The organism is Pontivivens nitratireducens, assembly GCF_014235845.1.
In the GTDB taxonomy this organism is placed as follows: Bacteria; Pseudomonadota; Alphaproteobacteria; order Rhodobacterales; family Rhodobacteraceae; genus Pontivivens; species Pontivivens nitratireducens.
Genome location: NZ_JACJUQ010000001.1, coordinates 351,219 through 378,145 on the forward strand (window position 1 = coordinate 351,219; position 26,927 = coordinate 378,145).

Here is a 26,927-nt window from a genome sequence, read left to right on the forward strand (position 1 = left end):
ATGTGGTCGCGCGGCGAATGCGCAATGCAGGGGTGGCGGTTTTGATGCTGCTTGCATCCGCAACGGGCGCGTGTGCTCAGCAGATGACGATCGCGGCGCTGGGCGACAGTCTGACACAGGGATATGGGCTGCCGCCGCAGGATGGGCTGGTGCCGCAGCTTCAGGAGTGGTTGCAGGCACAGGGGCAGGACGTGACGGTGCTGAATGCCGGGGTGTCCGGCGATACGACGGCGGGCGGCTTGTCGCGGATCGACTGGACCCTGACGCCTGATGTGGACGCGCTGATCGTGGCCTTGGGCGGGAACGACCTGTTGCGGGGCATTGATCCCAAATCCTCACGCGCCAATCTGGACGGGATCCTGACCCGCGCGCAGGACGTGCCGGTTCTGCTGATCGGAATGCAGGCGCCCGGCAATTTCGGCCCGCAATTCAAGGCCGATTTCGATTCCATGTATCCCGAACTGGCCGCAGAGCACAATGCGATCCTCGTCGAGAGCTTTTTCGAAGGGTTCGGGGTGGAGGGGCAGGACATCGCCGCCGCCGGCGATCTGATGCAGGCGGACGGCATACATCCCAACGCGCAGGGCGTCGCGCTGATCGTCGAGGCGCTGGGCCCCCGTGTGATGGACCTGATCTCAAGGATCGAGTGATGCGTATTTTCGTTGCATTGCCGCTGGCCGAGGATGCAGCGAGTGCGCTGGATCAGATCGCGCAGACGCTGCCCGCAGGCGATCCGGTGCCGGAGGAAAACTGGCACATTACCCTGGCCTTCGCGGCGGATGTTGCTGAGGATACGGTGGAGGAGTTCGGGCTGAACCTCTCCGGCATCGCGGTGCCCCGGTTCGCATGGCAGATTGACGGGTTCGGTGTCTTCGGCGCTGCGAAACCGCGTCAGATCCATGCGCTGGTCGCGGAAAATTCCGCTTTGACGGAGCTGCATCATCAGGTTCGCAGGGCCGCGCGAAATGCCGGGCTGATCCTGCGGCACAGGCGCTTCGTGCCCCATGTCACAATATCGCGCCTTCGCCGCGCGCCCTTGGATATTCGTGCGGCCGACTGGTTGGCCGAAAACGCGACGCGCAGTCTGGGGCCCTTTGTCGCGCGGGAGTTTACGCTCTTCGAATCCGAGTTGCACCCCGACGGCCCGCGCTACAATCCGCTGCTGACCCTTTCGTTGCTTTGATCAGGCCCAGTTTGATCAGGCCCAGAAGGGCTTGGCGCACTCACGACGAACTTCGTCGCGGGTCAGACCCAGATCGGCCAGCAATGTGTCGTCCAGCCGGGACAAGTGAACGCGCGAACGGGCGCAGGCGTGCCATCCGGCGAGACGGGCCAGAAGAGGAAGGGAGCGGACTGCGCGGGGCAGGGTGGCGGTCATATACATCGTATTTTCCATTCGGACATTTGATCGTTACGGGTCGAATTATTTGTTTCGGTGATTGATCTAGTGTTCGAGTCGGCGTAACACAAACGAATGAATGTGAACTGTTTCATCACGGAGATTGATGGTGCCCAGAAATATAGACATGACCGCCCTGCGCTCCTTCGTCACCGTGGCCGAATGCGGTGGAGTGACCCGTGCAGCCGGTCAACTTAACCTGACGCAATCGGCAGTTTCCATGCAAATCAAGAGGTTGGAGGAATCTCTGGGTCAACCGTTGCTGGATCGTTCGGGACGTGGCGTCACATTGAGCGCGCAGGGCGAACAGTTGCTGGGATACGGTCGGCGTATCCTGCGTCTGAACGATGAAGTCTGGAGCCGGATGACGCACCATGCCTACGAGGGCGAAATCGTCTTCGGGGTTCCCCACGATATCGTCTACCCACATGTGCCAATGATTCTCCAACGGTTCGGCGTCGATTTCCCCCGGGTTAAGGTTCAACTCGTGTCGTCATACACGCGCGGGCTCAAATCGCAGATGGCGCGGGGTGAGATCGACATCATCCTGACAACCGAGGCGGATGTGGATGCGGGGGGGGAGACGCTGGCGACCCATACGCTTGAGTGGGTGGGTGCGCCGAACGGCCAAACCTGGAAGCAGCGGCCCCTGCGGTTGGCGTTCGAATATGCCTGCATCTTTCGCGCGGGCGTTCAGGCCGCGTTGGACCGCGAGGATATCGCCTGGGAAATGGCGGTGGAGAGTGACTCCACCCGTACGGTCGAGGCTTCGGTCAGTGCCGATCTGGCGATTCACGCGGTCGTTTCCGGTTCGACCCCGCCCTATATGGAAACGATCAAGCACGGCGGTGCCTTGCCCCAGCTGCCGCAGGTCAACATCAACATGTATGTCGCCCCCGGCGCCAATGCCGAACTCGCAGGTAAGCTTGCGAGTTCGGTTCGCGCCGCCTATGGGGCGCCTGCGGTGATGGCTGCGGAATAAGCCGGTTTGCTCCGTGTCGATCACCCGCGAAAGGAAGGACGTCAGATCGTGACGACGACCTTGCCTGTCGCCTTTCGCTGGATCAACAGGTCGTGCGCCTCGGACGCGCGCTCCAGCGGCACCTCGTGGCTGACATGTGGTTTCAGCTTTCCGTCCAGATACCACTCGATCAGTTTCTGTCCGCTGTTCAGGAGCACTTCAGGTCTGAACCTGGAATACGCACCCCAATAGACGCCCAGCACGCTCAGGTTCTTGACCAGCAGGATATTCGCCGGAATCTGCGGGATGTCGCCTGACGCAAAGCCGAGGGGAATCAACCGTGCCTCGGGGTTGCATGCACGCATCGCCTGCTTGAACAAATCCCCCCCGACGGGATCGTAGACCACATCCGCGCCGCCCAGTTTCTTGACCTGTTCGCGCAGGTGGCCGTCATCGGAATCGATGAGGTGGTCCGCTCCGGCCTGTTTCGCGATCTCCAGCTTGGCCGCGCCCCGCGCGCAGGCGATGACGTTCGCGCCCATCAGCTTTCCGATTTCGATGGCAGTCAGGCCGACACCTCCCGCCGCGCCGAGCACCAGCAGGTTTTCCCCCGGCTGCAACCGCGCCCGGTGGTCCAGTGCCACGTGGCTGGTGCCGTAGACGATGGTAAAGGCCGCCGCATGTGCATCCGACATCGCGTCGGGCACCGGAATGCAGGACCACGCATCCGCCAGCGCCACCTCAGCGAAGCCGCCGGAGCCGATCAGCGCTGACACCCGCATACCCGTGCGCAGATGCTCGACGCCCGCGCCAACCTCACGAACCCGGCCGCTGATTTCCATACCCGGCGCAAAGGGCAGGTCCGGCTTCTCCTGATACTTTCCTTGCACGATCAGCGTGTCGGCAAAGTTGACGCCGCAGGCCGCCACGTCGATCGACACCTGTTTCGGTCCGGGCTTCGGAATTTCCACATCGTCCATCTGCATGGGCTGGCCGAGTTCGTGGACACGCATCGCTTTCATGGTAACCTCCCCTTTGGATTTTCCGGCAGGATAGGGGGTGGCCGCATAGAATGCCCAGCAAGAACGCCACGTCAGATGCTGTCAGAGCACATTTTCGGTCGCAGGGGCAGGCTTGCGCACGGCTGGGGTCGCCCTTTACGGCGCGTTTATGCGCGGTTCTGGCGGATGTCCTCACGCCCGAGACTCCGCTGGGCGCGCGGGTGCTGACCTGGCCCGGTGATCCGACCGGGGACGCGTTGGCGCTGCGCGTGTGCGGCGGCTTTCAGGCGCTGAGTTGGGAGGATGCGACTCTCGCCGCGCTCTATCCTCCGGCGGAAATCAGCGACCAGTTCTTCACTGCGGGTCTGGCGGAGTGGATGAAGCAGAATGATGCACGGCTTGTTCCATGGCTGGCCGGTCCACCGCAGACCAACGAAGTGTCGCGGTGCAGTGCCCTGCTGGGCGGCTTGCTGCACATCGGCGGCGAAATCGAGCTGTTGGAGGTTGGAGCCTCCGCCGGATTGAACCTCTATCCGGATCGATATGCCTACGATCTGGGTGAGGGCGTCCAGTATGGCGATGGTCCGGTTCGGATCGTGACCGAATGGTCGGGCCAGTGCCCGCCGCTCGACCAGCCACTACGCATCGTGTCGCGTGTCGGCTGCGATGTTGCGCCGATCCATGTCGCGGATGATGCGGCGCGGCGTCGCCTGCGCGCCTATGTCTGGCCGGATCAACCCGCGCGGATCGCCCGGTTCGAGGGGGCCGTGGCGATGGTCGCGGACGCGCAGCCTGATATTCGCAAGCAGGGTGCCGCCGAGTTTCTGCGCGAAACACTGGCCCCACCCGTTCCCGAAGGGCGCATCCGTGTCGTCCAGCACTCGATCATGTGGCAATACATGCCGGTTGACGAGCAGGAGCAGGCGGAGCACGCAATCCGGTCCGCCGGTGCGCGTGACGGTGCGCGACTGGCGTGGTTGAGGCTGGAAGCGGACGACACACCCGGCAGTGCCGCGATCCTGCTGACCCGCTTTCCCGATGGTCGGACGGTCGAACTGGGGCGCGGCGATTTTCACGGGCGCTGGGTGCGGTGGCATTAGCTGGGTGCAGTGGCGTTAAAGGTCGGCGGCGGTGTCCACATCGCGCAGAATGGCCACTTCCGCGATGGTATGATCGCGTAGGGTGGCGCGGCTGTCGGCGAGAGCATGCTCGCTCGACCAGCGCACCCTGTCGAACAGGGTCGGCGGGATCGCGCGGGTCCGCTTCAATCCGATCAGCCAGTAGCCACCGTCCGGGGCGGGGCCGAAAACGGCATCATGCGCCCCCAGTGCGTCGAACGCACGCGCGACATGGGCCGGAGTGATACCGGGAATATCCGCCCCGATGATGATGGCCGGGCCGGGGGGCATTACGCGCAGCGCGCGGGCCATCCGCTGGCCCAGATTGCCGCTGCCCTGCGGGTGGCGCGGCAGATGGCGCGGCCAGATGCGGCTTTCAAGCCCCATCCGATCCGGTGCGACCGCGATCACGGTCTGCCAGCGCGGATCGCGCGACATGGTGCGGATCAGGCGCCGTGACTGATGCCGGAACCACCATGCGGCGGGCACCAGCCCGATATCCGCACCCAGCCGGGTCTTGACCCGGCCCGGACGCGGTTCCTTGACGAAGATCACCAGATGCGGCCTCATCGCCCTCTCGCGTAGCGTTCGGCCAGGCGGTGCGGTGAAACACCCGCGAAATAGAGCGCAAGTGTGCCGAGGTTGCGCCAGCCACGGCGCAGCCACCCTTGCCGACGATACCGTTCGGCGGAGGTCGTGGCCGTCGCGTCCAGCGGGCTGAGGGGGAGGCGGCGGACCAGGGCCACATCCTCCATCAGCGGAATGTCGGGGTAGCCGCCGTTGGTGCGGTACAGATGCGCCGGGATCAGCAATCCCTGATCGCCATAGGGCAGGCCGAACCAGCGGGCGCGCAAATTTGCCCATCCCGCCACGATGCGCGCCTGGGGCGTGGAACTGTCGAAGCGCAATCGGAACCAACCGGCACGGTCGGCCCTGTCGTTCATGTGGTCGCGCACGGCCCCGGTCCATTCCCGGGACAGCGTGGTGTCGCTGTGCAGGACCAGCAACCATTCCCCTCGCGCTGCGGCACATCCGGCGGCCAGCTGTGATCCCCGGCCCTTCGGCGCGGAAATCAGACGCGCGCCCGCCGCATCCGCCACGGCCTCGATATCGTCGGTGGAGCCGCCGTCAGCCAAGATCAGCTCTGCAATCAGCCCCTCGAACACACCGTCGGACAGGGATGCGAGGCACGGCCCCAGCACCGCCGCGCTGTCGAGTGTGGGAATGATGATGCTGATCGGTGCGGGCATGTCGCCTCTGACTATTGCGATGGCATACCCTATATGCGTGATTGACGCTGCGCGAAAGGAAACAAGATGACAGATGCATTGCATGACCGCCGGATACTCCGCCTTTCAGGGGCGGATACACGCGATTTTCTGCAAGGGCTGATCTCCAACGACATCGCGAAGGCGGATGACGGTTTGATCTATGCGGCCTTGCTGAACCCGCAGGGGAAATATCTGGCGGATTTCTTCGTGCTGCGTGACGGGGAGGATTACCTGCTGGACGTGGCAGGGGACCTCAGCCGGGGATTGATGCAACGCCTCGGCATGTACCGCCTGCGCGCTGATGTGCAGATCGAGGACACGGACATATCCGTCGCGGCCTTGGCCGAAGCGGTGGACGGGGCCTATCCCGATCCACGGGATGCCGGCATGGGCTGGCGGCTCTACGGGGGCGACACGCCCGGTATGGACCGTTCGGAATACGACGCCCGTCGCGTCGCGCATCTGGTTCCCGAATCCGGCGTCGAGCTGATCCCGAACGACAGCTATCTGCTTGAGGTCGGGTTCGAGCGGCTGTCCGGCGTCGATTTTCGCAAGGGTTGCTATGTCGGGCAGGAAGTCACCGCGCGCATGAAGCACAAGACGGAGCTGCGCAAGGGATTGGCGCGTGTCGCGGTCGAGGGGCCGGTTCCGGAGGTCGGAACGCCGATCAATGCGGACACACGGCAGGCCGGCAAACTGTTTACCGTCGCTGCGGGGCAGGGCATCGCCTATCTGCGCTATGACCGGGCGGAGGGTGAGATGCAGGCAGGGCAGGCGACCGTACGCCGCCTGTGAGGCTGACGCGCTTATAGCTGCCAGTTGCAGGCGGTGGTCAGCGGTTCCAGCGCCTGCGAAAGACCGCGCACGTCGAAGGTCGCGACGATCTCCCGCTCATCATAGGGCGTGACGCGGGCGGTCAGGCGGTCCGCCCCGGCCAATCGGCGCAGCAGGGTGCCGCCCCATTCGGGCGTGAATGTTCCCTCGACATCGTCAGAGACGAGCCAGCGGCCTTGCTCCACCGGGCCATCGTCCAGCGACAGCGAAACGATCTTGACCGGGTCGGTCCCGTCGCTGCCGTCCGCCCCCAGATATTCGTGCCAGCGGATGAAGACTTCGGTCGTGTTGGCCCGGCATCTGGCGATCAGTTCGACCGGCTCACCGAAACCCGACGTGCCCGTAAGGGCCTGTAGAGTCAGTGCGACGACCGCAGGCCCGTCCGAGGTGTCGGGGCGGATGTCCAGCGCCCAGGTTCCGGCCTGCGTCGTGGCGATGCCGAAATCGGGCGCAATCGCATCGAAGCAATCCAGCCGGTCGAGCCGAGAGTTGATCCCGGCGCACCGTCCGATGGCAAGCTCCAGCGGGGCCACTTGCTGCGCAGCCGCGCCGGATGCGCAGAGGAACAGGACAGCGGCGGCGCGGATCATTCGTTGCGGATCAGCTTCACGAAACGGTCGAAGACCGGTTCGTTCGCGGCGATGATCGAGCCGCTTTCGACGATGCTCTCGTCTGGCTCCATCGGTCCGACCAGACCGCCCGCTTCCTTGACCAGCAGCAGACCCGCCGCGATATCCCAGGAATTCAGGTTCCGCTCCCAATAGCCATCATAACGACCGGCGGCGACATAAGCGAGGTCGAGCGCGGCCGAGCCCCAGCGGCGCACACCGGCGCAGACCGGCATGATCCGACCCAGATCGCGCAGGGTTTCAGGCAGATCGCCCTTGTTCGCGAAGGGGATGCCGGTGGCAAAGACCATCTCGATCATCTCGCGCCGCCCCGACACGCGCAGACGGCGGTCGTTCATCCATGCGCCGCCGCCCTTTTCAGCCACGAACATCTCATCCTTGACCGGATCGTAGACGACACCGGCGACAATTTCGCCCTTGTGCTCCAACGCGATGGAAATCGCCCAGTGCGGGATGCCGTGCAGAAAGTTCGTGGTGCCATCCAGCGGATCGACGATCCAGCGGCGGGTGGGATCGGATCCCTTGAACGCCTTGGATTCCTCACCGACCCAACCGTAATTGGGGCGCGCGTCCATAAGCTCGTTCTGAATGGTCTCCTCGGCCTTGAAGTCGGCCTTGCTGACGAAATCGCCTGCGCCCTTCATGGAGACCTGAAGGTTTTCGACCTCTCCGAAATCCCGGATGAGTTGGCGCGCGGCCTTGCGCGCAGCCTTGATCATGATGTTGACGTTGGCGGAAGCGACGGACATGGGGCACCTGACGGACGAATGGAACAAGGCGGCGGGGTAACTCGGTCCGGCGGGTTATGCAAGGGCTGTGCCCGGCATAACCCGCTCTGGACCTTCGATCTGCGTCCTGCCCCCGACAGTCGCAGAGCGCCCCCAGATCGGCGGACGAAGGCTCAGTGCCTCTCGTCGGCGCCGGTTTTGGTTCGTGCGTCGGTCAGCGCGTCGGTCGTGACGCTCATCATCAGCGAGGATGGCCGCTGGGGTAGAGTGATCGCGGCGGTGATGCAGGTGATCATCAGCAAAACGGCCGCCACGCCCATCAAGATACGCTCCAATGATGTCAGACTTGTCGCGCTTTCGATCTGGCCTTCGGTCATGCTCTTCTCCTCATCCGTAACGAAGGTACGCAGGGATGATGAAGAAGGTTTCAGCTTCGGGGGTGGAAAATCCGGAAATTTTTAGGGACACGTTTTGACGCGGCGCATGGCGGTAGGTGCCGCGTTAAAGACGCGCTATAACTCATTGAAAAATTATAAAATTTTTAGGCTGGCATCCGCAATGCGCATAATCGGCTCGCTATGCTCAGCGCATGACGAACTGCAAATAATGCGGTTCATAGCTGCCACGCGTTCTTCCGGCATCGTGCGACACCGATCCGACTACACGTTCCGCAGTCATTGAGGCCCCGCTGCGGATTACCCTCGCAGCGGGGCCTCACGTTCAGGCGCGTTCGACGTATTCCATCGTTTCGGTGGAAACCACGATGGCCTCGTCCTGTCCGACGAAGGGCGGGACCATGACGCGCACGCCATTGTCCAGCACGGCAGGCTTGAATGAGTTCGCGGCCGTCTGACCCTTCACCACCGGCTCCGTCTCCACGATGGTGCAGGTCACACGCTCGGGCAGGGACGCGTTCAGCGCCTCGGCCTCGTGATATTCCACCTGAATGGTCATGCCGTCCTGCAGAAAGGGGCGGCGCTCACCCAGGATATCCGCCGGGATCTGAATCTGTTCGAAGGTTTCCGCGTCCATGAACACCAGCATGCCGTCGTCCTCGTAGAGGAACTGCTGGTCCTTCTGTTCCAGTCGGATGCGTTCCACCTTGTCAGCGGACCGGAAACGTTCGTTCAGTTTCGAGCCGTTGCGCAGGTTCTTCATCTCGACCTGGGCGAAGGCGCCGCCCTTGCCGGGCTTCACATGCCCGACCTTGACCGCGACCCACAGGCCACCGTTATGTTCCAGCGTATAGCCGGGGCGAATCTCGTTTCCGTTGATTTTGGCCATGTCCGGCGTCCTTCAGCTCAATTGGGGTGCGCATGCGTTAGCAAGGGGCCAGACCCAGCGCAAGTGGGCTGCATCGCGCGGGATCATGCCGCGTAACTGCGCAGAAGGCTTTCCATCACACGCGGTGTCAGCGGCTTTATCAGCACGTCGCGCGCACCCAGGCTGCGTGCGCGGTCCATCTCCGCCTCGGTCGCGCCGGCGGTTATCATCACGATAGGGGGCGGTTTCCGGCGGAAGGAGTGGACTTTCTCCAGCACCCAAAGCCCGTTCATATCGGGCATATGCAGGTCGAGCAGTACGAGGTCGAATACCTGATTGCGCATCAGTTCCACAGCCTGAGTGCCGCTCGTCGCCTCATCCACCTGCGCGCCCAGCACCCGCATATATGTCGCGGCGATCATCAGGTTCGTCGGAATGTCGTCCACGACCAGCACCCGCAATCCGTTCGCGGGATGCGGGTCGCGGGGAATGCGTGTGGCCTCCGTCTCCAGCGCTTTCACACCGATGCTCAGGGTAAAGATCGTGCCCTCACCGGCGATGGATTTGAATGTCAGGTCGCCGTTCATCATGCGCGACAACTGACGTGTGATGGTCAGGCCGAGACCGGAGCCTCCGAAAGCCCCCATGATCGAATCGTCCGCCTGCCCGAACGGATCGAAAATGCGGCTTGCCGCATCGACCGACATGCCGATGCCGCTGTCTTGCACATCCACCACCAACCGCGTGGGGGAGCCGACGCGATCGTCCCAGCGCGCGGCGACGCGAATGAAACCTTCAGGCGTGAACTTGATCGCATTTGACAGGAGGTTGTTCATGCACTGGCGAAACCGCTGCGCGTCGATCTCGATCGCTTCGGGCATGTTCGCGTCGAAATCGATCAGGAACCGCAGGTTCTTGTCCTCGGCAATCGGCCCCCACAGACGTTCGACCCCTGCGAACAGGTCGGAACTGTCCTGGCGCGCGGGCGATATCGGCATCCGGTCCGCTTCGAGGCGTGAGATGTCCAGAATGTCATTGAGCATTTCCAGCAGCGTCGCGCCACTTTCGGAGATGGTTTCGACCTTGCGCCGCTGATCCTCGTTCAGATCGGAGCTTCGCAGAATTTCGGCCATGCCCAGAATGGCGTTCAGCGGCGTGCGAACCTCATGGCTGACATTGGCGAGAAACGCGGCCTTGCTTTCCGCCGCTCGACGGGCCTGATCGCGTGCGGTGCGCAGACGCTCCAGCATGGTTTCGAACAGACCCATCGCCACAATGACAAGCACGGCGGAAAAGATGACAGCTATGCTGTGACGCATCGAGATCGTTACGATGGAGCCGGGCCCCTCTATCGTGCGCTGGATCGGCAGACGAGTCATGTCCCCGACGGCAACCAGCGCGATCACGACCAGGCTGATCAGGGTCAGGATGATGATGCCCTTTTTCTGGTACAACATGCCCGCGATGCAGATGAAAATCGGCAGATAGGTCACAAAGCCGAAGACGATCCCCTCCTGCGGGGTCAGGCCGATCACCAGGACCACCGCGATGGTCACGACGAAAAACAAGTCTCGTGCCAAACCCAGACGCATTCCAAGGTGCAGCATGAACGGGATGGCAAGGTATGTCAGCGATCCCAGCATGATGGGCAGCACCACGGCGGATTGCTCCCCCAGGGCGAAGACCAGCATCAGGCAGACGACGGAGGTGCTGATGGAAATCGTGATGGACGCCAGAATCAGAATGCGACGCGCAAACCCCAGTCGTTCATCGTCCTCCGGCGGGCGCGGTTTGTTATGCATCTGTACCATAGTGGAAATATGCAATTCGATCTGGGCCGTATTGCGGCGAGAATTGGGGCAAATCAGGCAACCTCTGGTTGTCTGCCGGTGTCAGTTGTCTGCCGGTGTCAAATGAGGCCCCCGTCGATCAGGCGACGTGCGATCTGAGCGAAGGTCTTGCTCTCCGCGCTGTCGGGACGGGACGCGACAATGGGCGCGCCACCATCACCGCCAAGGCGAATATCCATGTTGAGCGGAATTTCCCCGAGGAACGGAATGCCCAGCTTCTCCGCCTCCTCCCGCGCGCCGCCATGACCGAAGATCGAGGTTTCCTCGCCACATTTCGGGCATATGAAGGTGGACATGTTTTCGATCATGCCCAGAACCGGCGTCTTGGTCTTTCGGAACATGTCCAAGGCCTTGCGGGCATCCAGCAGCGCAATGTCCTGCGGCGTGCTGACAACGATGGCGCCGGTCAACTCGGCCTTTTGCGACAGAGTCAACTGAACGTCGCCTGTGCCCGGCGGCAGATCGACCAGCAGAACGTCCAACTCACCCCAGGCCACTTGGCCCAGAAATTGTTGCAAGGCGCCCATCAGCATCGGACCACGCCAGACCACGGCTTCATCTTCCTTCAGCATGAACCCGATGGACATCAGCGTGACGCCGTGCGCACGCAGCGGAATGATCGTCTTGCCGTCCTCGCCCGAGCCCGGCCGCCCGTTGATGCCGAACATGCGCGGTTGCGACGGGCCGTACACGTCGGCATCCAGCAAGCCCACGCGCTTGCCCTGTTGCGCCAGCGCAATGGCAAGGTTGGAGGAGACCGTGGACTTGCCCACGCCCCCCTTGCCCGAGGCGATGGCGATGATCCGGTTGATGCCCGTAATCTTGGCCGGGCCTGCCTGCGGGGTCGGATGGCGCCCGATCTTGAGATTGGGGGGCGGCGGCTTCGCGGCCTCACCCGGTGCCGCATGTGCGGTCAGAACGACGGAGACCGCGCCTGCGCCGGGCAAGGCCGCGACGGCATTTTGCGCGGCCAATCGGACAGGTTCCGCGGTGCGGGCCAGCTCGACCGGCATTTCCAGCACGAACCGCACGTCGCCGTTCGTCACTCTCAACGCGCGCACCCGGTCCGCGCTGACCAGATCGCCCTGACCGGAGGGATCTGCGATGGTGGCAAGGGACTTGAGGATGCTGTCGCGGTCGAGGGTCATGATACGGTCCGGTCCTTGTGCGGTGAACAGAATGGCGTGAACACCCGCCATTGATCGTCCATACCGCGCACGCCCACAACCCCGTTCGCTGCGACAGTTCACGCTTGCGTTCGCAGGTGCAGCGGCTTATGTGATCCCTACCGTAACGCGGACCCTGTGTCCGTGCCGTGGGTTCGGCTCCACGGATCGACCGAACGACCCACGCGATGGCTTAGCTGCCCGGACCGCCCTTTGTATCCCTTGAGGATGCAACCCGACATTCGTGCGGGGCGGCCAGATCCGAACATCGCTTCATCGATGGATTGCGCGATTTCGTGCAGTTCGACCGCGTGTTCGCGGTCGCTAGACATGGCCGTATCGTGCGGCTTCAAGGATATACATGACCGACAAGACTTTTGCCGATTTCGACCTGGCCCAGCCGATCAAGGATGCGCTGGCGCGTGCGAAATTCGAAAAACCCACTGCAATTCAGGCGCAGGCGATCCAGCCACAGCTGGACGGCCGCGACATTCTGGGTCTGGCCCAGACCGGCACCGGCAAGACGGCGGCCTTCGCTCTGCCGATCCTGCATCACATCCTGCAAATGCCGGGACGTGCGGCACCGGGCACGGCGCGCGCGCTGATCCTGGCCCCGACGCGTGAGCTGGCGGTGCAGATCCTCGACGAATTCCGCCGGTTCGCGGGCGGCGCGCGCGTGTCCACCTGCCTCGTTCTGGGCGGCGTGTCGCGCAACGTGCAGATCCGCAATCTGGGCCGGGGCGTGGACGTTCTGGTCGCGACGCCGGGCCGGTTGCTCGACCTGGTCGATGACCGCAAGGTGCGTCTGGACGAGGTCCGCTTCGTGGTTCTGGATGAGGCTGACCGGATGCTCGACATGGGCTTCGTACAGCCGGTGCGCCGCATCGTGTCCATGCTGCACCCCCGCCGCCAATCCGCGATGTTTTCCGCGACGATGCCGTCCGAGGTTTCGGGGCTGGCGGGCAGCTTCCTCAACAATCCTGTCCGGGTCGAGGTCGCGCCGCAATCCACCGTCGTGACGCGGATCGAGCAGACCGCCGAACTGATGGACGGCACCGCCAAGCGGTCGCGTCTGGCCCAGTTGATGAACGCGGAGGGAATGGAGCGTGCCATCGTCTTCGCCCGCACCAAGCGCGGGGCGGATCGTGTTGCGCAGAACCTTGAGAAAGACGGCATCAAGGCCGAGGCGATCCACGGCAACAAGGCGCAGAACGCGCGCCAACGTGCGCTCAACAACTTTCGCCACGGCACGGTCAAGGTGCTGGTCGCGACTGATATTGCTGCGCGTGGCATCGACGTTCCGGGGATCAGCCATGTCGTGAATTACGACCTGCCGGATGAGCCTGAGAACTACGTACACCGCATCGGGCGGACGGCGCGCAACGGCGCGGACGGCGTGGCAATCACCCTGTGCGCGCCCGATGAGGTCAAGAAGATGCGCGCGGTCGAGAAGATCACCGGTGAGCGTCTGCTGCCCGGCGGCACACCCGAGGGGGAGAGCAAGCCGCGCGGCAACCGTCGCGGTGGCGGTGGCGGCAAGCCCGGCGGCGCGCCCAAATCCGGCCGCCCCAACCGGCGGCGTCGCGGACCCTCGCGCGCCAACGCTGCATGATCTAGCGGTATATGACATGGAGAGGCCGGGACGTGTTCCCGGCCTTTTTTCGTGCCAAGCGCATCCTGCCGCGTAGGGGCTTGCGCCATTTCGGTTTGTGGGGCTACAGTCAGCGCATGACTAACCCAACGCCCCTCATTCGGTGCTGCATTATCCGCTGACATATCGTCCGCGCGGGGTTTCGTCGTTTTCTATCAGAACCTGACCTGTTAAGCCCGCGCGGGGTTCCCCTATCGCCAAGGCCTGAGCATGACAGATATCGTCCTTCACGACACCAAGACCAAGCAAAAGAAGAAGCTGGAGCCCGTGGTTCCGGGGCAGGTGGGCATGTATGTCTGCGGGCCCACGGTTTATGACCGGGCGCATATCGGCAATGCCCGGCCTGTGGTGGTGTTCGATACGTTGTACCGCCTGCTGCGCCACGTCTACGGCGCGGACGCCGTGACCTATGTGCGCAACTTCACCGACGTGGATGACAAGATCAACGCCCGCGCGGCCGAGAGTGGGCGCAGCATCGGTGACATCACGCAAGAAACGATCGGCTGGTATCTCGACGATATGGCGGCACTCGGCGCGCTGGAACCCGACCTGGCGCCGCGTGCCACGCAGAGCATCGACGCCATGATCGCCATGATCGCCGAACTGATCGAGAAGGGGCACGCCTACGCCGCCGAGGGGCATGTGCTGTTCTCGGTCGCGTCGGATCCGCAATATGGCTCGCTCAGCCATCGCAATGTCGATGACATGATTGCCGGCGCGCGGGTCGAGGTCGCGCCCTACAAGCGGGACGCGATGGACTTCGTGTTGTGGAAACCCTCGGACGAAGGCACCCCCGGTTGGGAGTCCCCGTGGGGCCGTGGTCGACCGGGTTGGCATATCGAATGCTCCGCCATGTCGCGCGAAGTCTTCGGGGAGCGGTTCGACGTTCACGGCGGCGGCAACGACCTGATGTTTCCTCATCACGAGAATGAGGCCGCGCAAAGCCGCTGCGCCCATGGTCACGACGGCATGGCCTCGATCTGGATGCACAATGGCATGTTGCAGGTCGAGGGCGCGAAGATGTCCAAGTCGTTGGGCAATTTCTTCACGGTCAAGGACTTGCTGGATCAGGGCATACCGGGTGAGGTGATCCGCTTTGTCCTGCTGTCGACGCATTACCGCGCCCCGCTGGATTGGACGGAGCGTGGCGTGGGCGAGGCGGAGAAGACGTTGCGCAAATGGCGAACGGCGACGGCGGGCATCGAACCCGCCGCCACCGTGCCCCCTGCCGTTGTCGCGGCCCTGTCCGACGACCTGAACACGCCGGGGGCGATTGCGGCGTTGCATGGCTTGTCCGAACCCGCGGAATTGCTGGCGGGGGCCGGACTGCTGGGTCTGCTGGATGCAAGCATGGGGGGCTGGGCCGCCGCGCCGGATGCGGGGGATGCCGCCACTTTAATTGAAAAACTGATCGCGGCCCGCGCCGATGCCCGCGCCGTGAAGGATTTCGCACGCTCCGACGCCATCCGTGACGGCTTCGCCGCGGCTGGCGTGATCGTCAAGGACACCGCTGAGGGCGCGACGTGGGAGCTTTCCCCTACTTTCGATCACACGAAGCTGGAGGATCTGGCATGACCCGCGAAAAACTTTCTCTGTTCGACACAACCCTGCGCGACGGGCAGCAAACGCATGGGGTGGACTTTTCACTGGACGACAAACGGCGGATCGCACGGGCGCTGGATGCGCTTGGTCTGGATTATGTCGAGGGGGGGTGGCCCGGTGCCAATCCGACCGACAGCGATTTCTTCGATGCGGCTCCCACGCTCGACCAGGCCACGTTTACCGCCTTCGGCATGACCAAGCGCGCTGGCCGATCCGCCGCCAATGACGAGGTTTTGGCCAGCGTCCTTAATGCCAACACCCCGGCGGTCTGTCTGGTGGGCAAGAGCCACGATTTCCACGTGACCACGGCGCTGAACATCACGCTGGACGAAAACCGCGAGAATATCCGCGAAAGCTTTGCCCATGTCGTCGCACAAGGCCGAGAGGCCCTGTTCGATGCGGAGCATTTCTTTGACGGGTACAAGGCGAACCGCGAATATGCGCTGGGTTGCCTGCACGACGCGTTGCAGGCCGGATGCCGCTGGGTGGTGTTGTGCGACACCAATGGCGGCACGCTGCCCGGCGAAATCGGCCGCATCGTGGGCGAGGTCATCGCCTCGGGTGTGCCGGGTGAGAAGCTGGGCATCCACACGCATAACGATACGGAAACCGCTGTGGCAGGCGCGCTGGCTGCCGTCGATGCCGGTGCGCGCCAGATACAGGGCACGCTGAACGGGCTGGGTGAGCGCTGTGGCAATGCCAACCTGATCTCATTGATCCCGACCTTGCTGCTGAAAGAACCCTATGCCAGCCAATTCGACATCGGCATTCCGTTAGAAAAGCTGGGCGACCTGACGCAGATCAGCCGAATGCTCGACGATATTCTGAACCGCGTGCCGAACCGTCACGCGGCCTATGTCGGGGCGTCGGCCTTCACGCACAAGGCAGGGCTTCACGCCTCAGCTATCCTCAAGGACCCTACGACATATGAGCACGTCGTGCCCGAAACCGTCGGCAATGCCCGCGTGGTGCCCATGTCCAACCAGGCAGGGCAATCCAATCTGCGGCAAAGGCTGGAGGAGGCCGGAATCGCCGTGGAAAAGGGCGATGCGCGCCTGTCCGAAATCCTGAACGAAGTGAAGCGGCGCGAGGATCAGGGCTATGCCTATGACAGTGCCAAGGGCTCGTTCGAGTTGGTCGCGCGCGGTATCCTCGGCCAGTTGCCCCGGTTCTTCGATGTCGAACGCTACCGCGTGATGGTTGAGAAGAGGCGCAACGCCAGAGGTGAGAAAATCACCGTCTCGGAGGCGGTCGTTGTGGTCAATATCGGGGGGGAGCGTATAATCTCCGCCGCGGACAGCTTCTTTGCCGAAAGCGAGGCGGATCAAGGGCCGGTCCACGCGCTTTCCGCTGCGCTGCGACGCGATCTGGGGCGTTATCAGAGCTTCATCAACGATATGAAGCTGGTGGATTTCAAGGTTCGCATCACGAATGGCGGCACCGAGGCCGTGACCCGTGTCCTGATCGACAGTGAGGACGGGCAGGGGCGGCGCTGGTCGACGGTCGGCGTGTCGGCAAACATCGTCGATGCCAGTTTTCAGGCGCTCAGCGATGCGGTGACGTGGAAACTGATCCGTGACGGCGCGACAGCATGAAGAGCCTCCGGCGGGGATATTTGAAGAAAGTGAAAGCGTGAGCGATCCGATATTCATCCTGCATCAGGGCCTGTTGAGGGAGGCGCCGGGATCAGATGCCACGACCTTGCGCGCGCTGACCCTGTCAGGCGTCCGCGGTCCGGCGCGAATCGCTGATATGGGGTGTGGACCCGGTGCCGCGACGATGGTCACGTTGCGCGCCCTGCCTGAGGCGCAGGTGATCGCGGTGGACCACCATGCGCCCTATCTCGATACATTGGAGCATCGCGCCCATGCTGCAGGACTGGCGCGCCGGTTGCAGACGCGGGTCGCGGATATGCGGGCACCGGGATTTGCGAACGGCACGCTCGACCTGATCCTGTGCGAGGGGGCGATGTATTTCATGGGCATCGAGGCTGGCCTGCGCGCCTGGCGGCCCCTGCTGGCCCAGGGGGGACGGGTCGTGTTCTCCGAAGTGGTGTGGATCAAGCGCACCGTGCCTGAGGAGGCGCGCCTGTTCTGGATGGAATATCCCGAAATGACCAATCGCGACGGCGTGCGTGCGCGGGTCGAAGCGGCAGGCTGGCGCGTGATCGACGATTTCGTGCAGCCGAAGGAGGATTGGGAGGTCTATCTCGGCCCTCTGGGCGCGCGCGCGGATGCCTTGCGCCCCGAGGCGGATGAGACCTTGCGTGGTGTGCTCGATGGTGCGCGGCAGGAGGTCGAGCTGTTTGAGCGCCACTCCGACGCCTATGCCTACGCTGTTTTCGTGGTGGAACCGGCATGAACTGGCAAGCCTGTGCAGCCATAGTGGAGAAGGCCGACCCCGACCGCTTCCTCAGCGCCATGACCGCGTCTGAGCAGGGGCGGGCGGTGCTGTTCCCCCTCTATGCCTTCAACGTCGAGGTCGCCCGCGCGCCCTGGGTTGTCTCCGAACCGCAACTGGCGGAGATTCGGCTGCAATGGTGGCGCGATGCCATCGCGGAGATCTATGCTGGCGACCACCCTCGCAAGCATGAGGTCGTAGAGCCGCTGGCCCGGGTGATACGCGAGGCCGCGCTGCCGCGCTATCCGTTCGAGGCGCTGATCGACGCGCGATCATTCGATATCTATGCCGATGCCCATGCCGGACGGTCCGCCTTCGACGCCTATCTGGATGCGACGGGGGCAGGGTTGATGCGATTGGCCGTTGCCTCGTCCGGTGAGGATGCCGCGCAGATTGCGGGCCATGTCGGTTGGGCGCACGGAGCGGCAGGTTTGTTGCGTGCCCTACCGACGCTGTGGTCGGCCGGGCGCGATCCTTTGCCCGTTGATGGGGGATTGCCTCGCCAGCAGGTCTTGAACGGTGAGATGCCACCATCGGTGGCGGAGGCCGTGCGCGCGGTTGCCCGTGACGGGTTGGACAGATTGGCGCAGGCAAATCGGCCCGGTCTGAACGACACCGCGAAGGCAGCCCTGCGCGCTGGATGGCGCAGCGAGGCCGTGCTGAAGGCTGTCGCCCGCGATCCCGCCGCGATCTTCACCGGGGTGGAGGTGTCGGATTTCCGGCGCAAGGGCAGCCTGCTGATACGGACCCTCGCCGGCCGCTGGTAAACAGTGGACCTTGGTAAGCCGTGGTAAGTCAGTCCATCCGACGCCGCAGCGCATAGACCATCAGAACCCCGCCCGCTAGCACCAGAAACGGCACCATGGCGTAGTTCACGGCGGACCAGCCAACCAGCACATCGTCCGATCCGACGCCGTTCATCAGACCGCCCGAGGCAAAGCTGGCCACCGCGACCATGCCAAACACCAGGAAGTCGTTGAGACCCTGCACCTTCGCCCGCTCCGCCGGGGCGTGGGCCGAGGTCAGCATCGCCGTGGCACCGATAAAGCCGAAGTTCCAACCTAGGCCCAGCAATACCAGCGCCACGAAAAATCTGCTCAACTCCACACCGGACAATGCGACCACTCCCGCGCCGAGCAGCAGGGCCAGACCGATGGCGATGATCTTCTCCGCCCCGTAGCGGGCAATCAGGTTGCCGGTAAAGAAGCTGGGCGCGAACATGGCGAGCACGTGGAACTGCACGACATGCGCCGCGTCCTCAGTCGAGAAGCCGCAGCCCACCACGGCCAGCGGCGTGGATGTCATCATCAGGTTCATCAATGCGTAGGAGACCATGGCGCAGATGATCGCGGTATAGACCCGAGGTTGCCGCAGGATTTCCATCAGGGGCCGACCGGTGCTGTCGCCGGGATTGCGCGCCGGGGGCCGGGGGGCGTCCAGAAAGAAGAACAGCACCACGCCGATCAGGTTCAATCCCACAATCGCGAGATATGCCCCCGCAAAGGGAATGGGTGCCAGCGCACCGCCGAAGAACACCACCAATTGCGGGCCGATGATTGCGGACAGCAAGCCGCCCGCCATGACCCACGAAATTGCCTTGGGCCGCAGCTCGTCGCTGGCCACATCGGTGGCGGCGAACCGGTAAAAGCCCTGTGCGCTCATATAGATACCAGTCAGAGCATGGCCTGCCAGCAGCAGTCCGAAGCTGCCCTGATACAGCGCGAACACGCTGATCGCAGCCCCGATACCGCCTGCGCCGACCCCGGTCAGGAAACCGGCGCGGCGTCCGTATTTTCCCATCAGCATGGACAGCAACGGGGCGCTGAACATCGACACCAGAACGATCACGCTGATCGGCAGGGTGGCGAACAGTTTGTTGGCGGCCAGCATCTGGCCCGCCAGCCCCCCCAGCACGAAGGTGATGGGCATCTGCGCACCCATAATACCCTGCGCCGCGACCAGAACGCGAACGTTGCGCATCGTGCGCTTATCATCGACAAGAGGGCGGGGTGGTTCGGTGATCGCTGTCATTCGGGCATTTTGAACCGGCGACATCCGAAGCGCAACGCATCTTGCGTATTGATACATTCCAGGAGGCCGCATGATCCGCGCCGTGATTTTCGACTGTGACGGTGTGCTGGTGGACAGCGAGCAGCTGACGAACCGTGTGATCCGCGACAATCTGGCCCAACGCGGGCTGGACTGGCCGGTCGATAGGATCATGACCAGCTTCGTCGGCGGAACTGTGGCCGGTGTGGGTGAAGTCGCGCGGGCCAGTGGTGCCCGGATCGAGAGCGGTTGGCTCGATACCATCTATGCCGAGATCTACGCCGTCCTCGAACAGGAGGTGACACCGATTCCGGGCGCGGTGGATGTGCTGGACTGGTTGGACGCGCGTGCAATTCCCTATGCCATCGGATCGAACGGGCCGGAGCGAAAGATGCAAATCACGCTGGCGCGCTGCGGATTGGCGGATCGGTTGCAGGGAAGGGTGCTGTCCGCCGTGGCGCTGGGCGCACCCAAGCCCGCGCCGGATGTTTATCTGGCGGCGGCAAATTTGCTGGGCGTCGCGCCGGAACATGCCGTCGTGGTCGAGGACAGCGCGACCGGCGCCCGCGCGGCGCAGGCGGCAGGAATGGCATGTTACGGCTTCGCGCCTGACGATGACGGGGCGAAGCTGTCCGCAGTCGGCGCGATGCCATTTCACGCGATGCGTGATCTGCAACACCTGTTGCCGATATGAGTGTCGGCAGGATCATCGAGACGGATCAGGATGTTGCCGAGGGAGCCGCATGGCTTGCAGCCCATGACGACCGGTTTGCCAAAGCGCTGGAGTTGACCGGACCGTTGCCCTTGCGCCGACGCGACGACGGGTATCCCGCGATGCTGTCCGCAATCGTCAGCCAGCAGCTTTCGGTCGCTGCGGCCCGGGGTATCTGGAACAGGCTGGAGGCGGCTGGCGCGCATACACTGCCCGGCTCGCACGCGATGAGTGATGATGAATTGCGGGCCTGCGGCCTGTCGCGTCCGAAGATAAAATACATACGCGGGCTGATCGAGGCCGATGTGGATTTCGAGGCGTTGCGCAATCTGCCGGATGATGAGGTCGTCAGCCGCTTGGTCGCGTTGAAGGGCGTCGGCGTCTGGACCGCTGAGATCTACGCGATGTTCTCGCTCGGTCGGGCGGATGTCTTTGCCCCGGGCGATCTGGCCTTGCAGGAGGCGGCGCGAATCCTGTTCGACTTGCCCGAGCGGCCGAAGGAAAAGGCCTTTCGCGATCTGGCTGCCCCCTGGTCGCCCTGGCGATCGGTGGCGGCCCGGTTGCTTTGGGCCTATTATCACGTGGTGAAATCCCGTGAGGGGATAACCTGAAAACATGAACGAAGGGTTCGTATGACAATTTTGACTGGACCACGCCGCGATGCGGCCTCGGGCGCGGCGGACGCGCTCGTCATCTTGCTGCACGGCTTCGGTGCAGATGGAAACGACCTGATAGGGCTGGCCGATCCCCTGACGCCGCACTTGCCCAACGTGACATTCGTGGCGCCGAACGCCCCGCAGAAATGTTCTGTGAACCCAATGGGATACCAGTGGTTCCCGATCCCCTGGATGGATGGGTCGAGCGAGGTCGAGATGGGGCAGGGATTTGCCGCCTCAACTGATATGCTCAACAGATATCTGGATGAAATGGCAAAGGAATTTCCCGCGGACCGGACGGTTCTGGTGGGCTTTAGCCAGGGCACGATGATGTCCTTGCATGTCGGACCTCAACGTGGGCAGCAACTTGCCGGTATCGTTGGGTTTTCGGGCCGACTGATGCGACCCGAGAGCCTCGCCGATGCGGTCAGCAAGCCGCCGGTGCAACTGATTCACGGCGACAGCGACGAGGTGGTGCCGCCCGCCTCCATGCCCGAGGCGGAGAAAGCCCTGAAATCAGCGGGCTTCGATGTGCAAAGCCATGTCAGCCCCGGCGTCGGACACGGAATCGCCCCTGACGGCCTGTCCCTCGCCTTGCAGCGGATTCAGGGCTGGTTGTCCTGAATAGGACCCGATGCCACGGCGCGATTGTTATCGCGCCGTGGCTACGTGAAAAAACGTTCGTATATTTCTTATATAGGGAGATTGAAGGTGCGCGCGGTTGGGGGCCGCGCGTGACTCCTGTCAGCGTAATCGCGAAGGCCGCACGCAATGTCGCCACCACGATATAGAGGGTTGATCGGTTTGAAGCCGCAGATATAGTTCGAGTACTGGGACGGGCTTGTCCCGTCTCCGATGCCCTGAAGGGCGGGAAGGGACGGGAGCAGAGTCCTATGATCGAGACCTCATTCGCGAACAATTTCGTACGTTCACCCGGCAATTTGCGAGAGCATCCTGCGTTGGTTCTCAACGCGGATTACCGCCCTCTCAGCTATTTTCCGCTGTCGCTGTGGCCCTGGCAGGAAGCGGTCAAGGCCGCCTTTCTGGACCGGGTGGACATCATCGCAGAATACGACGCGGTAGCCCATTCCCCTAGCGTTGATATGAAGCTGCCCTCGGTCGTCGTGCTCAAGGATTACGTGAAGCCGGCAAAAACGGTGGCTTTCACCCGGTTCAACCTGTTTCTGCGTGACGGATTCACCTGCCAGTATTGTGGCAAGGAGGGGGAAATGACGTTCGATCATGTCATCCCCCGGGCGCGTGGGGGCCGCACGACATGGGAAAATGTCGTCGCCGCATGCGGCCCGTGCAATCTGCGCAAGGGGTCGAAATCGCTGGAGCGGGCAGGCATGAGCCTGAACCGATTGCCGCGACGGCCCAGCCCGGAACGCTTGCAAAATGTCGGGCGCAAGTTCCCTCCCAACTTCATGCACGAAAGCTGGGTCGATTTCCTGTACTGGGATGCGGAGCTGGACGCTTAGTCGTCGGAATTCGATGCCGCGATCCAGATCCCGCTCAGCAATAGGGAGAAGATCGCGTTCCACCCCGCCATCGACAGGCCAAGGAAAACCCAAGCCGCCTCGTCACAGCGCACCACGCCCAGCGGTCCATCCGTACTGAGCAGGTCTTCCGCTCCCAGTCCGCCCAGCATATCGCCGGTGGCGGTGCAGGCGGTCAGCCCCTCCCACCAGTTCCATTCGACACCCGCGTGAAACACGGCAATGCCCGCACCGATCAGCACGACCAATCCGGCAAGTCGGGTGGCAGGCTTACGCGCCGCCGGAACGAATGCGATCAGACCCAGCACGATGGCGATTGCGTGGGGCCAGCGTTGCCAGATGCACATCTGACACGGCGCCAACCCGCCGAGATACTGAAACGCGAGCGCACCACCCAGCAGAGCGACGGATCCCAAAATGGCTACGGCGATCAGAAAACGGCTCATAGATACCTCACGATGAAGAAACTGCCGATCAGCAGAACCATGAAAAGGGTAAACAGCAATCCCAGACGTTGTTCGATGAAGGTACGGATCGGGGGTCCAAATTTCCACAACAGAGCTGCTATGACGCTGAAGATGATGCCCCGCGCCACCACCGATGCGACCATGAAGGTCGTGAAGTTCAGGCCCGTCGCGCCGGATGCGATGGTGATGATCTTGTACGGAAACGGCGTCAGACCGGCGAACAGCACGATCCATGCACCCTGTTCGTTGTAGCTGGCGGCAAACTGATCGAACAGATCGGCCTTGTGATAGAACTCCAGAATCGGCAATGCGACACTGTCAAACAAAGCCGCGCCGATCCAGTATCCCAGCACGCCCCCAACCACCGATGCTATCGTCGCGACCAAAGCGATCCGCCAGGCATTGTGCGGCGCGGCCAGAACCATCGGTATTATCAGCGCGTGCGGCGGTATCGGAAAGAATGAGCTTTCCATAAAGGCAACCGCCGCCAGTACCCAAAGGGCATAGCGGGTAGAGGCCAGCGACAGAGTGAAATCGTACAGCTTTCTGATCATTACGAAGCGGTAGCAGGGCGGTGAGGGGCTGTCTATCTGCGTGCTGCGAAATCGGTGCAGGCTTGTGCGGTCGCCTGGCCGACTGAGAGCGCAATCTTGTGGTACGGATATTTGCGGGCCAAAGCATGGCAGGTGCTTGACGGGCCGATCCGGCTCAGGCTATCGGAGGGGCACTGGGCCCGTGTGGCGGAACTGGTAGACGCAGCGGATTCAAAATCCGCCGCCGCAAGGCTTGCCGGTTCGAGTCCGGCCACGGGTACCAGAGCCTTGTTCTACCATTGAAAATGCTCGTTTTTATCTTGTTTTTGTCCCACGCGTCGTGAGCGTGGGCCGTCTTAACGGTTTATTCGCTAATCTTGCAGAGCATGTCCCAAAGACAGGGAGGCTCCATGGTTCGGATCGGCGATGACAGGGACAGCACCTATAAGTCGGATAATGTGGTGGGCCTCACCTTCCGTCGGGAGGAAGAGCTGCCTGTAACGATCTGCCGCCCGATTGCGATCCCCTCCGTCCTGATTGTGGAGGATAGCGCCTGTGCGGCGGACGCATACAGCTTGCTGTTGCGGTCCATCGGGGCGCGAGTGCGATGGGCGGACAGTTTGAGTTCCGCAAACCGGCACCTGCGCAGCTTCGCCCCGGATACCGTTCTGGTCGATCCGGGATTGCCCGATGGAAATGGTTTGCGTCTGATCCGGCGGTTGTGGCTGATGGGTGCCACCCGTCCACGCCTGATTGTCGTATCAGGTGACGACGAGATCGCGCGCGATTCCCTGGCCGCTGGCGCGGATCACTTCCTGGAAAAACCCCTGAGCGCCGCCACGTTCCTGTCTGAAATCCTCACGCAGGCGGGACGGGACGCACCGTCACTTCAGAGCCAGATGCCGATGGCGTCGTCTGCCTTGCTGCGACGTGATCTGCAAGAAGCACGAATTCACATCCTGAAGGCCGTATTGTCAGGGCGCGAGGGGCAGTTGCTGTATCCCCTGCAATTCCTGCGCTCATTGGCGCGGGACGGTGGTTTGACTCAGCTGTCGCAGCTTCTGGACAGATTCCAATCAGGCGTCGATAGCGCACGGGATCTGGCCATGGGGCTTGCAGATATGATAGACGGGATGGACGACGAAAACCTGACGGCAAGGCAAGTTTAGCCGGGTTTTGGCGCTGCGTCAGGGCCACGGATCAGCTCTGTCATCATGGAACAGGGCAATCTGTGCTGGCCATACGGGCAAAAATGATGTTGAACGCGCGCGATAGTTTCCCGCACCGATAGGATATCCGAATGGACCTTCGCAACATCGCGATCATCGCGCACGTGGACCACGGCAAGACGACGCTCGTCGATGAGCTGCTCAAGCAGTCCGGCTCCTTCCGCGAAAATCAGGCCGTCGCAGAGCGCGCGATGGACAGCAACGATCTGGAACGTGAGCGGGGGATTACCATCCTCGCCAAGGCGACCAGCGTCGAATGGAACGGCATCCGCATCAACATCGTGGACACGCCCGGTCACGCCGATTTCGGTGGTGAGGTGGAGCGTATCCTTTCGATGGTTGACGGCGTCGTGCTGCTGGTTGACGCCGCCGAGGGGCCGATGCCCCAGACGAAATTCGTAACCTCCAAGGCGCTGGCGCTGGGCCTGCGCCCCATCGTCGTTCTCAACAAGGTGGATAAGCCTGACGCGGAACCCGACCGAGCGCTGGATGAGGTGTTCGACCTGTTCGCGAACCTGGACGCGGATGAGCATCAGCTTGATTTCCCCGTTCTCTACGCCTCCGGCCGCAATGGCTGGGCGGACGATACGCTTGAGGGGGATCGCAAGAATCTGGACGCGCTCTACAAGATGGTCGTCAGCCACGTGCCGGCCCCCGCGCAGATCGCGCGTCGGGAGGAGCCGTTCACCATGCTGGCCACCACCCTGGGCGGCGATCCGTTTCTGGGCCGCATCCTCACCGGTCGCGTTGAAAGCGGCACCCTGCGCGCCGGCACCCAGATCAAGGTGTTGAGCCGTGACGGCAAGGAGTTGGAGCGGTTCCGCGCCACCAAGATCCTCGCCTTCCGCGGTTTGGGTCAACAGCCCATCGACGTGGCCGAGGCGGGGGACATCGTCTCGATCGCCGGGATGAGCAAGTCGACCGTGGCTGATACGCTCTGCGACATGTCGGTGAATGAGGCGATCCCGGCGCAGCCGATCGATCCGCCGACCATCACCGTTACCTTTGGCATCAACGACAGCCCGCTGGCCGGTCAGGACGGTGACAAGGTGCAGTCCCGCGTGATCCGCGATCGCCTGATGAAGGAAGCCGAATCAAACGTCGCGATCAAGGTGACCGACACTCCCGGAGGGGAGGCGTTCGAGGTGGCCGGTCGTGGCGAACTTCAGATGGGTGTCCTGATCGAGAACATGCGCCGCGAGGGCTTCGAACTCTCCGTGTCCCGCCCGCAGGTTCTGTTCCGTGAGGAAGACGGCAAGCGCATGGAGCCGATTGAGGAAGTCACCGTCGATGTGGACGAGGAATATTCCGGTGTCGTCGTCGAAAAGTTGAGCCAGCGTAAGGGCGAGTTGCAGGAAATGCGCACCGCCGGCGGTGGCAAGACACGGATCGTGGCGACTGTGCCTTCGCGCGGTCTGATCGGCTATCATGGTGAGTTTCTGACCGATACCCGGGGCACCGGCGTTCTGAACCGCGTGTTCCATTCATGGGCCGAGTACAAGGGCGCAATCCAAGGGCGGCGTCAGGGGGTTCTGATCTCGATGGAGACGGGCACCAGCGTTCCCTACGCGATTTTCAACCTGGAGGATCGTGGCAAGTTCTTCATCGGCGCGGGTGAGAAGGTCTATCAGGGCATGATCCTGGGGGAGCATAGCCGTGACAACGATTTGGAAGTGAACCCCCTCAAGGGCAAGAAACTCAGCAACGTGCGCGCCTCCGGCAAGGACGATGCCGTGGTTCTGACCACACCGCTGCGGATGAGTCTGGAGGAGGCCATTGCCTATATCGACAATGACGAACTGGTCGAAGTCACCCCCGGTTCCATCCGCCTGCGCAAGCGGTATCTGGATCCGAACGAGCGCAAGCGCCAGTCGCGCGCGGCGGGGTGAACCCCTCTTGCATCGTACGG

The 26,927-nt window shown here is 62.9% G+C and carries 29 protein-coding genes and 1 tRNA gene; 17 read left to right on the forward strand and 13 right to left on the reverse strand.

Features of this window, described 5'->3' with window-relative positions:
* The first annotated feature begins 44 nt into the window (after positions 1 to 44).
* Both H1S03_RS01910 and thpR read left to right on the forward strand, forming a co-directional pair.
* On the forward strand, positions 45 to 650 hold the full coding sequence (locus H1S03_RS01910; protein WP_249777767.1) for an arylesterase: 606 nt from the start codon (positions 45 to 47) through the stop codon (positions 648 to 650).
* Positions 650 to 1,183 (forward strand): RNA 2',3'-cyclic phosphodiesterase, encoded by a 534-nt coding sequence (thpR, locus tag H1S03_RS01915; protein ID WP_185802890.1) that lies wholly within the window; start codon positions 650 to 652, stop codon positions 1,181 to 1,183. Before H1S03_RS01910 ends, thpR begins: the two co-directional genes overlap by 1 nt.
* Before the next feature lie 15 nt (positions 1,184 to 1,198).
* Here thpR and H1S03_RS01920 read toward each other — a convergent pair whose 3' ends face one another.
* The gene (locus H1S03_RS01920; protein ID WP_249777768.1) at positions 1,199 to 1,378 is read right to left on the reverse strand and encodes a DUF1127 domain-containing protein; all 180 of its coding nucleotides are present in this window, start codon (positions 1,376 to 1,378) and stop codon (positions 1,199 to 1,201) included.
* Between the two features lie 130 nt (positions 1,379 to 1,508).
* On the opposite strand from H1S03_RS01920, the gene H1S03_RS01925 reads away from it, so the two are divergent.
* Positions 1,509 to 2,381 (forward strand): LysR family transcriptional regulator, encoded by an 873-nt coding sequence (locus H1S03_RS01925; RefSeq protein WP_185802891.1) that lies wholly within the window; start codon positions 1,509 to 1,511, stop codon positions 2,379 to 2,381.
* Between the two features lie 41 nt (positions 2,382 to 2,422).
* Here the strand turns inward: H1S03_RS01925 and H1S03_RS01930 are convergent, their stop codons facing one another.
* On the reverse strand, positions 2,423 to 3,382 hold the full coding sequence (locus H1S03_RS01930) for an NADPH:quinone oxidoreductase family protein (RefSeq protein ID WP_185802892.1): 960 nt from the start codon (positions 3,380 to 3,382) through the stop codon (positions 2,423 to 2,425).
* A gap of 50 nt (positions 3,383 to 3,432) precedes the next feature.
* On the opposite strand from H1S03_RS01930, the gene H1S03_RS01935 reads away from it, so the two are divergent.
* Positions 3,433 to 4,461, forward strand: coding sequence for a DUF2332 domain-containing protein (locus tag H1S03_RS01935; RefSeq protein WP_185802893.1), 1,029 nt, complete (start codon positions 3,433 to 3,435; stop codon positions 4,459 to 4,461).
* 15 nt (positions 4,462 to 4,476) lie between these two features.
* On the opposite strand, the gene H1S03_RS01940 is transcribed toward H1S03_RS01935, so the two are convergent.
* Together H1S03_RS01940 and H1S03_RS01945 are read right to left on the reverse strand one after the other, a co-directional pair.
* The gene (locus H1S03_RS01940) at positions 4,477 to 5,049 is read right to left on the reverse strand and encodes a TIGR04282 family arsenosugar biosynthesis glycosyltransferase (RefSeq protein ID WP_185802894.1); all 573 of its coding nucleotides are present in this window, start codon (positions 5,047 to 5,049) and stop codon (positions 4,477 to 4,479) included.
* On the reverse strand, positions 5,046 to 5,729 hold the full coding sequence (locus H1S03_RS01945) for a TIGR04283 family arsenosugar biosynthesis glycosyltransferase (protein ID WP_185802895.1): 684 nt from the start codon (positions 5,727 to 5,729) through the stop codon (positions 5,046 to 5,048). Before H1S03_RS01945 ends, H1S03_RS01940 begins: the two co-directional genes overlap by 4 nt.
* A gap of 66 nt (positions 5,730 to 5,795) precedes the next feature.
* On the opposite strand from H1S03_RS01945, the gene ygfZ reads away from it, so the two are divergent.
* Positions 5,796 to 6,545, forward strand: a complete 750-nt coding sequence (gene ygfZ / locus H1S03_RS01950) for a CAF17-like 4Fe-4S cluster assembly/insertion protein YgfZ (RefSeq protein WP_249777769.1) — start codon at positions 5,796 to 5,798, stop codon at positions 6,543 to 6,545.
* Between the two features lie 11 nt (positions 6,546 to 6,556).
* Here the strand turns inward: ygfZ and H1S03_RS01955 are convergent, their stop codons facing one another.
* From H1S03_RS01955 to H1S03_RS01980, 6 genes are all read right to left on the reverse strand, one after another.
* Positions 6,557 to 7,174, reverse strand: a complete 618-nt coding sequence (locus H1S03_RS01955) for a type VI secretion system-associated protein TagO (RefSeq protein ID WP_185802896.1) — start codon at positions 7,172 to 7,174, stop codon at positions 6,557 to 6,559.
* A complete protein-coding gene (locus tag H1S03_RS01960) occupies positions 7,171 to 7,962 on the reverse strand; it encodes an inositol monophosphatase family protein (RefSeq protein WP_185802897.1) in 792 nt (263 codons plus the stop codon). The genes H1S03_RS01955 and H1S03_RS01960 overlap by 4 nt, the downstream gene beginning before the upstream one ends.
* A 152-nt stretch (positions 7,963 to 8,114) precedes the next feature.
* Entirely contained in the window at positions 8,115 to 8,318 is a 204-nt protein-coding gene (locus tag H1S03_RS01965) for a hypothetical protein (RefSeq protein ID WP_185802898.1), read from the reverse strand.
* 343 nt (positions 8,319 to 8,661) lie between these two features.
* Positions 8,662 to 9,225, reverse strand: coding sequence for an elongation factor P (efp, locus tag H1S03_RS01970; RefSeq protein ID WP_166190711.1), 564 nt, complete (start codon positions 9,223 to 9,225; stop codon positions 8,662 to 8,664).
* An 83-nt stretch (positions 9,226 to 9,308) separates the two neighbouring features.
* On the reverse strand, positions 9,309 to 11,015 hold the full coding sequence (locus H1S03_RS01975; RefSeq protein WP_185802899.1) for an ATP-binding protein: 1,707 nt from the start codon (positions 11,013 to 11,015) through the stop codon (positions 9,309 to 9,311).
* A 98-nt stretch (positions 11,016 to 11,113) separates the two neighbouring features.
* The gene (locus tag H1S03_RS01980; protein WP_185803070.1) at positions 11,114 to 12,202 is read right to left on the reverse strand and encodes an Mrp/NBP35 family ATP-binding protein; all 1,089 of its coding nucleotides are present in this window, start codon (positions 12,200 to 12,202) and stop codon (positions 11,114 to 11,116) included.
* Between the two features lie 379 nt (positions 12,203 to 12,581).
* On the opposite strand from H1S03_RS01980, the gene H1S03_RS01985 reads away from it, so the two are divergent.
* The 5 genes from H1S03_RS01985 to H1S03_RS02005 all read left to right on the forward strand — a co-directional run bounded on the left by H1S03_RS01985 (position 12,582) and on the right by H1S03_RS02005 (position 18,640).
* A complete protein-coding gene (locus tag H1S03_RS01985; RefSeq protein ID WP_185802900.1) occupies positions 12,582 to 13,832 on the forward strand; it encodes a DEAD/DEAH box helicase in 1,251 nt (416 codons plus the stop codon).
* A gap of 249 nt (positions 13,833 to 14,081) precedes the next feature.
* Positions 14,082 to 15,446, forward strand: a complete 1,365-nt coding sequence (cysS, locus tag H1S03_RS01990) for a cysteine--tRNA ligase (RefSeq protein WP_185802901.1) — start codon at positions 14,082 to 14,084, stop codon at positions 15,444 to 15,446.
* Positions 15,443 to 17,068 (forward strand): citramalate synthase, encoded by a 1,626-nt coding sequence (gene cimA / locus H1S03_RS01995; protein ID WP_185802902.1) that lies wholly within the window; start codon positions 15,443 to 15,445, stop codon positions 17,066 to 17,068. Before cysS ends, cimA begins: the two co-directional genes overlap by 4 nt.
* Positions 17,069 to 17,105: 37 nt before the next feature.
* Complete coding sequence (locus tag H1S03_RS02000) at positions 17,106 to 17,834, forward strand: methyltransferase domain-containing protein (protein ID WP_185802903.1); 729 nt, start codon at positions 17,106 to 17,108, stop codon at positions 17,832 to 17,834.
* Positions 17,831 to 18,640: a phytoene/squalene synthase family protein gene (locus H1S03_RS02005; RefSeq protein WP_185802904.1), complete on the forward strand. Its 810-nt coding sequence runs from the start codon at positions 17,831 to 17,833 to the stop codon at positions 18,638 to 18,640. The genes H1S03_RS02000 and H1S03_RS02005 overlap by 4 nt, the downstream gene beginning before the upstream one ends.
* 28 nt (positions 18,641 to 18,668) lie before the next feature.
* Here H1S03_RS02005 and H1S03_RS02010 read toward each other — a convergent pair whose 3' ends face one another.
* Complete coding sequence (locus tag H1S03_RS02010; RefSeq protein ID WP_185803071.1) at positions 18,669 to 19,904, reverse strand: MFS transporter; 1,236 nt, start codon at positions 19,902 to 19,904, stop codon at positions 18,669 to 18,671.
* A 70-nt stretch (positions 19,905 to 19,974) separates the two neighbouring features.
* Here H1S03_RS02010 and H1S03_RS02015 point away from each other — a divergent pair, with 70 nt between their 5' ends.
* The 4 genes from H1S03_RS02015 to H1S03_RS02030 all read left to right on the forward strand — a co-directional run bounded on the left by H1S03_RS02015 (position 19,975) and on the right by H1S03_RS02030 (position 22,771).
* Complete coding sequence (locus H1S03_RS02015) at positions 19,975 to 20,616, forward strand: HAD family hydrolase (RefSeq protein WP_185802905.1); 642 nt, start codon at positions 19,975 to 19,977, stop codon at positions 20,614 to 20,616.
* Positions 20,613 to 21,245, forward strand: coding sequence for a DNA-3-methyladenine glycosylase family protein (locus H1S03_RS02020; RefSeq protein WP_185802906.1), 633 nt, complete (start codon positions 20,613 to 20,615; stop codon positions 21,243 to 21,245). Before H1S03_RS02015 ends, H1S03_RS02020 begins: the two co-directional genes overlap by 4 nt.
* Positions 21,246 to 21,266: 21 nt before the next feature.
* A complete protein-coding gene (locus H1S03_RS02025; RefSeq protein ID WP_185802907.1) occupies positions 21,267 to 21,914 on the forward strand; it encodes an alpha/beta hydrolase in 648 nt (215 codons plus the stop codon).
* Positions 21,915 to 22,183: 269 nt separating this feature from the next.
* On the forward strand, positions 22,184 to 22,771 hold the full coding sequence (locus H1S03_RS02030; RefSeq protein WP_185802908.1) for an HNH endonuclease: 588 nt from the start codon (positions 22,184 to 22,186) through the stop codon (positions 22,769 to 22,771).
* Here the strand turns inward: H1S03_RS02030 and H1S03_RS02035 are convergent.
* Positions 22,768 to 23,235 carry a disulfide bond formation protein B gene (locus H1S03_RS02035; RefSeq protein ID WP_185802909.1) on the reverse strand — a complete coding sequence of 156 codons (468 nt, stop codon included), beginning with the start codon at positions 23,233 to 23,235 and terminating at the stop codon, positions 22,768 to 22,770. The two genes, H1S03_RS02030 and H1S03_RS02035, sit on opposite strands and share 4 nt — an antisense overlap.
* A complete protein-coding gene (locus tag H1S03_RS02040; protein WP_185802910.1) occupies positions 23,232 to 23,810 on the reverse strand; it encodes a YqaA family protein in 579 nt (192 codons plus the stop codon). The genes H1S03_RS02035 and H1S03_RS02040 overlap by 4 nt, the downstream gene beginning before the upstream one ends.
* 177 nt (positions 23,811 to 23,987) lie before the next feature.
* Between H1S03_RS02040 and H1S03_RS02045 the strand changes: the two genes are divergently transcribed.
* The 3 genes from H1S03_RS02045 (at position 23,988) to typA (ending at position 26,907) form a co-directional block, all read left to right on the forward strand.
* Positions 23,988 to 24,072: transfer RNA gene (locus tag H1S03_RS02045), tRNA-Leu, on the forward strand.
* Between the two features lie 103 nt (positions 24,073 to 24,175).
* The gene (locus H1S03_RS02050; RefSeq protein ID WP_185802911.1) at positions 24,176 to 24,958 is read left to right on the forward strand and encodes a response regulator; all 783 of its coding nucleotides are present in this window, start codon (positions 24,176 to 24,178) and stop codon (positions 24,956 to 24,958) included.
* Between the two features lie 131 nt (positions 24,959 to 25,089).
* Entirely contained in the window at positions 25,090 to 26,907 is a 1,818-nt protein-coding gene (typA, locus tag H1S03_RS02055) for a translational GTPase TypA (RefSeq protein WP_185802912.1), read from the forward strand.
* Positions 26,908 to 26,927: the final 20 nt, after the last annotated feature.

Bases quoted from the DNA above. Each gene is read 5' to 3' on its own strand.
- H1S03_RS01910 (WP_249777767.1), top strand. From the start codon at position 45: ATGCTGCTTGCATCCGCAACGGGCGCGTGTGCTCAGCAGATGACGATC.
- thpR (WP_185802890.1), top strand. From the start codon at position 650: ATGCGTATTTTCGTTGCATTGCCGCTGGCCGAGGATGCAGCGAGTGCG.
- H1S03_RS01920 (WP_249777768.1), bottom strand. From the start codon at position 1,378: ATGACCGCCACCCTGCCCCGCGCAGTCCGCTCCCTTCCTCTTCTGGCC.
- H1S03_RS01930 (WP_185802892.1), bottom strand. From the start codon at position 3,382: ATGAAAGCGATGCGTGTCCACGAACTCGGCCAGCCCATGCAGATGGAC.
- H1S03_RS01935 (WP_185802893.1), top strand. From the start codon at position 3,433: ATGCCCAGCAAGAACGCCACGTCAGATGCTGTCAGAGCACATTTTCGG.
- H1S03_RS01940 (WP_185802894.1), bottom strand. From the start codon at position 5,049: ATGAGGCCGCATCTGGTGATCTTCGTCAAGGAACCGCGTCCGGGCCGG.
- H1S03_RS01945 (WP_185802895.1), bottom strand. From the start codon at position 5,729: ATGCCCGCACCGATCAGCATCATCATTCCCACACTCGACAGCGCGGCG.
- ygfZ (WP_249777769.1), top strand. From the start codon at position 5,796: ATGACAGATGCATTGCATGACCGCCGGATACTCCGCCTTTCAGGGGCG.
- H1S03_RS01955 (WP_185802896.1), bottom strand. From the start codon at position 7,174: ATGATCCGCGCCGCCGCTGTCCTGTTCCTCTGCGCATCCGGCGCGGCT.
- H1S03_RS01960 (WP_185802897.1), bottom strand. From the start codon at position 7,962: ATGTCCGTCGCTTCCGCCAACGTCAACATCATGATCAAGGCTGCGCGC.
- H1S03_RS01965 (WP_185802898.1), bottom strand. From the start codon at position 8,318: ATGACCGAAGGCCAGATCGAAAGCGCGACAAGTCTGACATCATTGGAG.
- efp (WP_166190711.1), bottom strand. From the start codon at position 9,225: ATGGCCAAAATCAACGGAAACGAGATTCGCCCCGGCTATACGCTGGAA.
- H1S03_RS01975 (WP_185802899.1), bottom strand. From the start codon at position 11,015: ATGGTACAGATGCATAACAAACCGCGCCCGCCGGAGGACGATGAACGA.
- H1S03_RS01980 (WP_185803070.1), bottom strand. From the start codon at position 12,202: ATGACCCTCGACCGCGACAGCATCCTCAAGTCCCTTGCCACCATCGCA.
- H1S03_RS01985 (WP_185802900.1), top strand. From the start codon at position 12,582: ATGACCGACAAGACTTTTGCCGATTTCGACCTGGCCCAGCCGATCAAG.
- cysS (WP_185802901.1), top strand. From the start codon at position 14,082: ATGACAGATATCGTCCTTCACGACACCAAGACCAAGCAAAAGAAGAAG.
- cimA (WP_185802902.1), top strand. From the start codon at position 15,443: ATGACCCGCGAAAAACTTTCTCTGTTCGACACAACCCTGCGCGACGGG.
- H1S03_RS02005 (WP_185802904.1), top strand. From the start codon at position 17,831: ATGAACTGGCAAGCCTGTGCAGCCATAGTGGAGAAGGCCGACCCCGAC.
- H1S03_RS02010 (WP_185803071.1), bottom strand. From the start codon at position 19,904: ATGACAGCGATCACCGAACCACCCCGCCCTCTTGTCGATGATAAGCGC.
- H1S03_RS02015 (WP_185802905.1), top strand. From the start codon at position 19,975: ATGATCCGCGCCGTGATTTTCGACTGTGACGGTGTGCTGGTGGACAGC.
- H1S03_RS02020 (WP_185802906.1), top strand. From the start codon at position 20,613: ATGAGTGTCGGCAGGATCATCGAGACGGATCAGGATGTTGCCGAGGGA.
- H1S03_RS02025 (WP_185802907.1), top strand. From the start codon at position 21,267: ATGACAATTTTGACTGGACCACGCCGCGATGCGGCCTCGGGCGCGGCG.
- H1S03_RS02030 (WP_185802908.1), top strand. From the start codon at position 22,184: ATGATCGAGACCTCATTCGCGAACAATTTCGTACGTTCACCCGGCAAT.
- H1S03_RS02035 (WP_185802909.1), bottom strand. From the start codon at position 23,235: ATGAGCCGTTTTCTGATCGCCGTAGCCATTTTGGGATCCGTCGCTCTG.
- H1S03_RS02040 (WP_185802910.1), bottom strand. From the start codon at position 23,810: ATGATCAGAAAGCTGTACGATTTCACTCTGTCGCTGGCCTCTACCCGC.
- H1S03_RS02050 (WP_185802911.1), top strand. From the start codon at position 24,176: ATGTCCCAAAGACAGGGAGGCTCCATGGTTCGGATCGGCGATGACAGG.
- typA (WP_185802912.1), top strand. From the start codon at position 25,090: ATGGACCTTCGCAACATCGCGATCATCGCGCACGTGGACCACGGCAAG.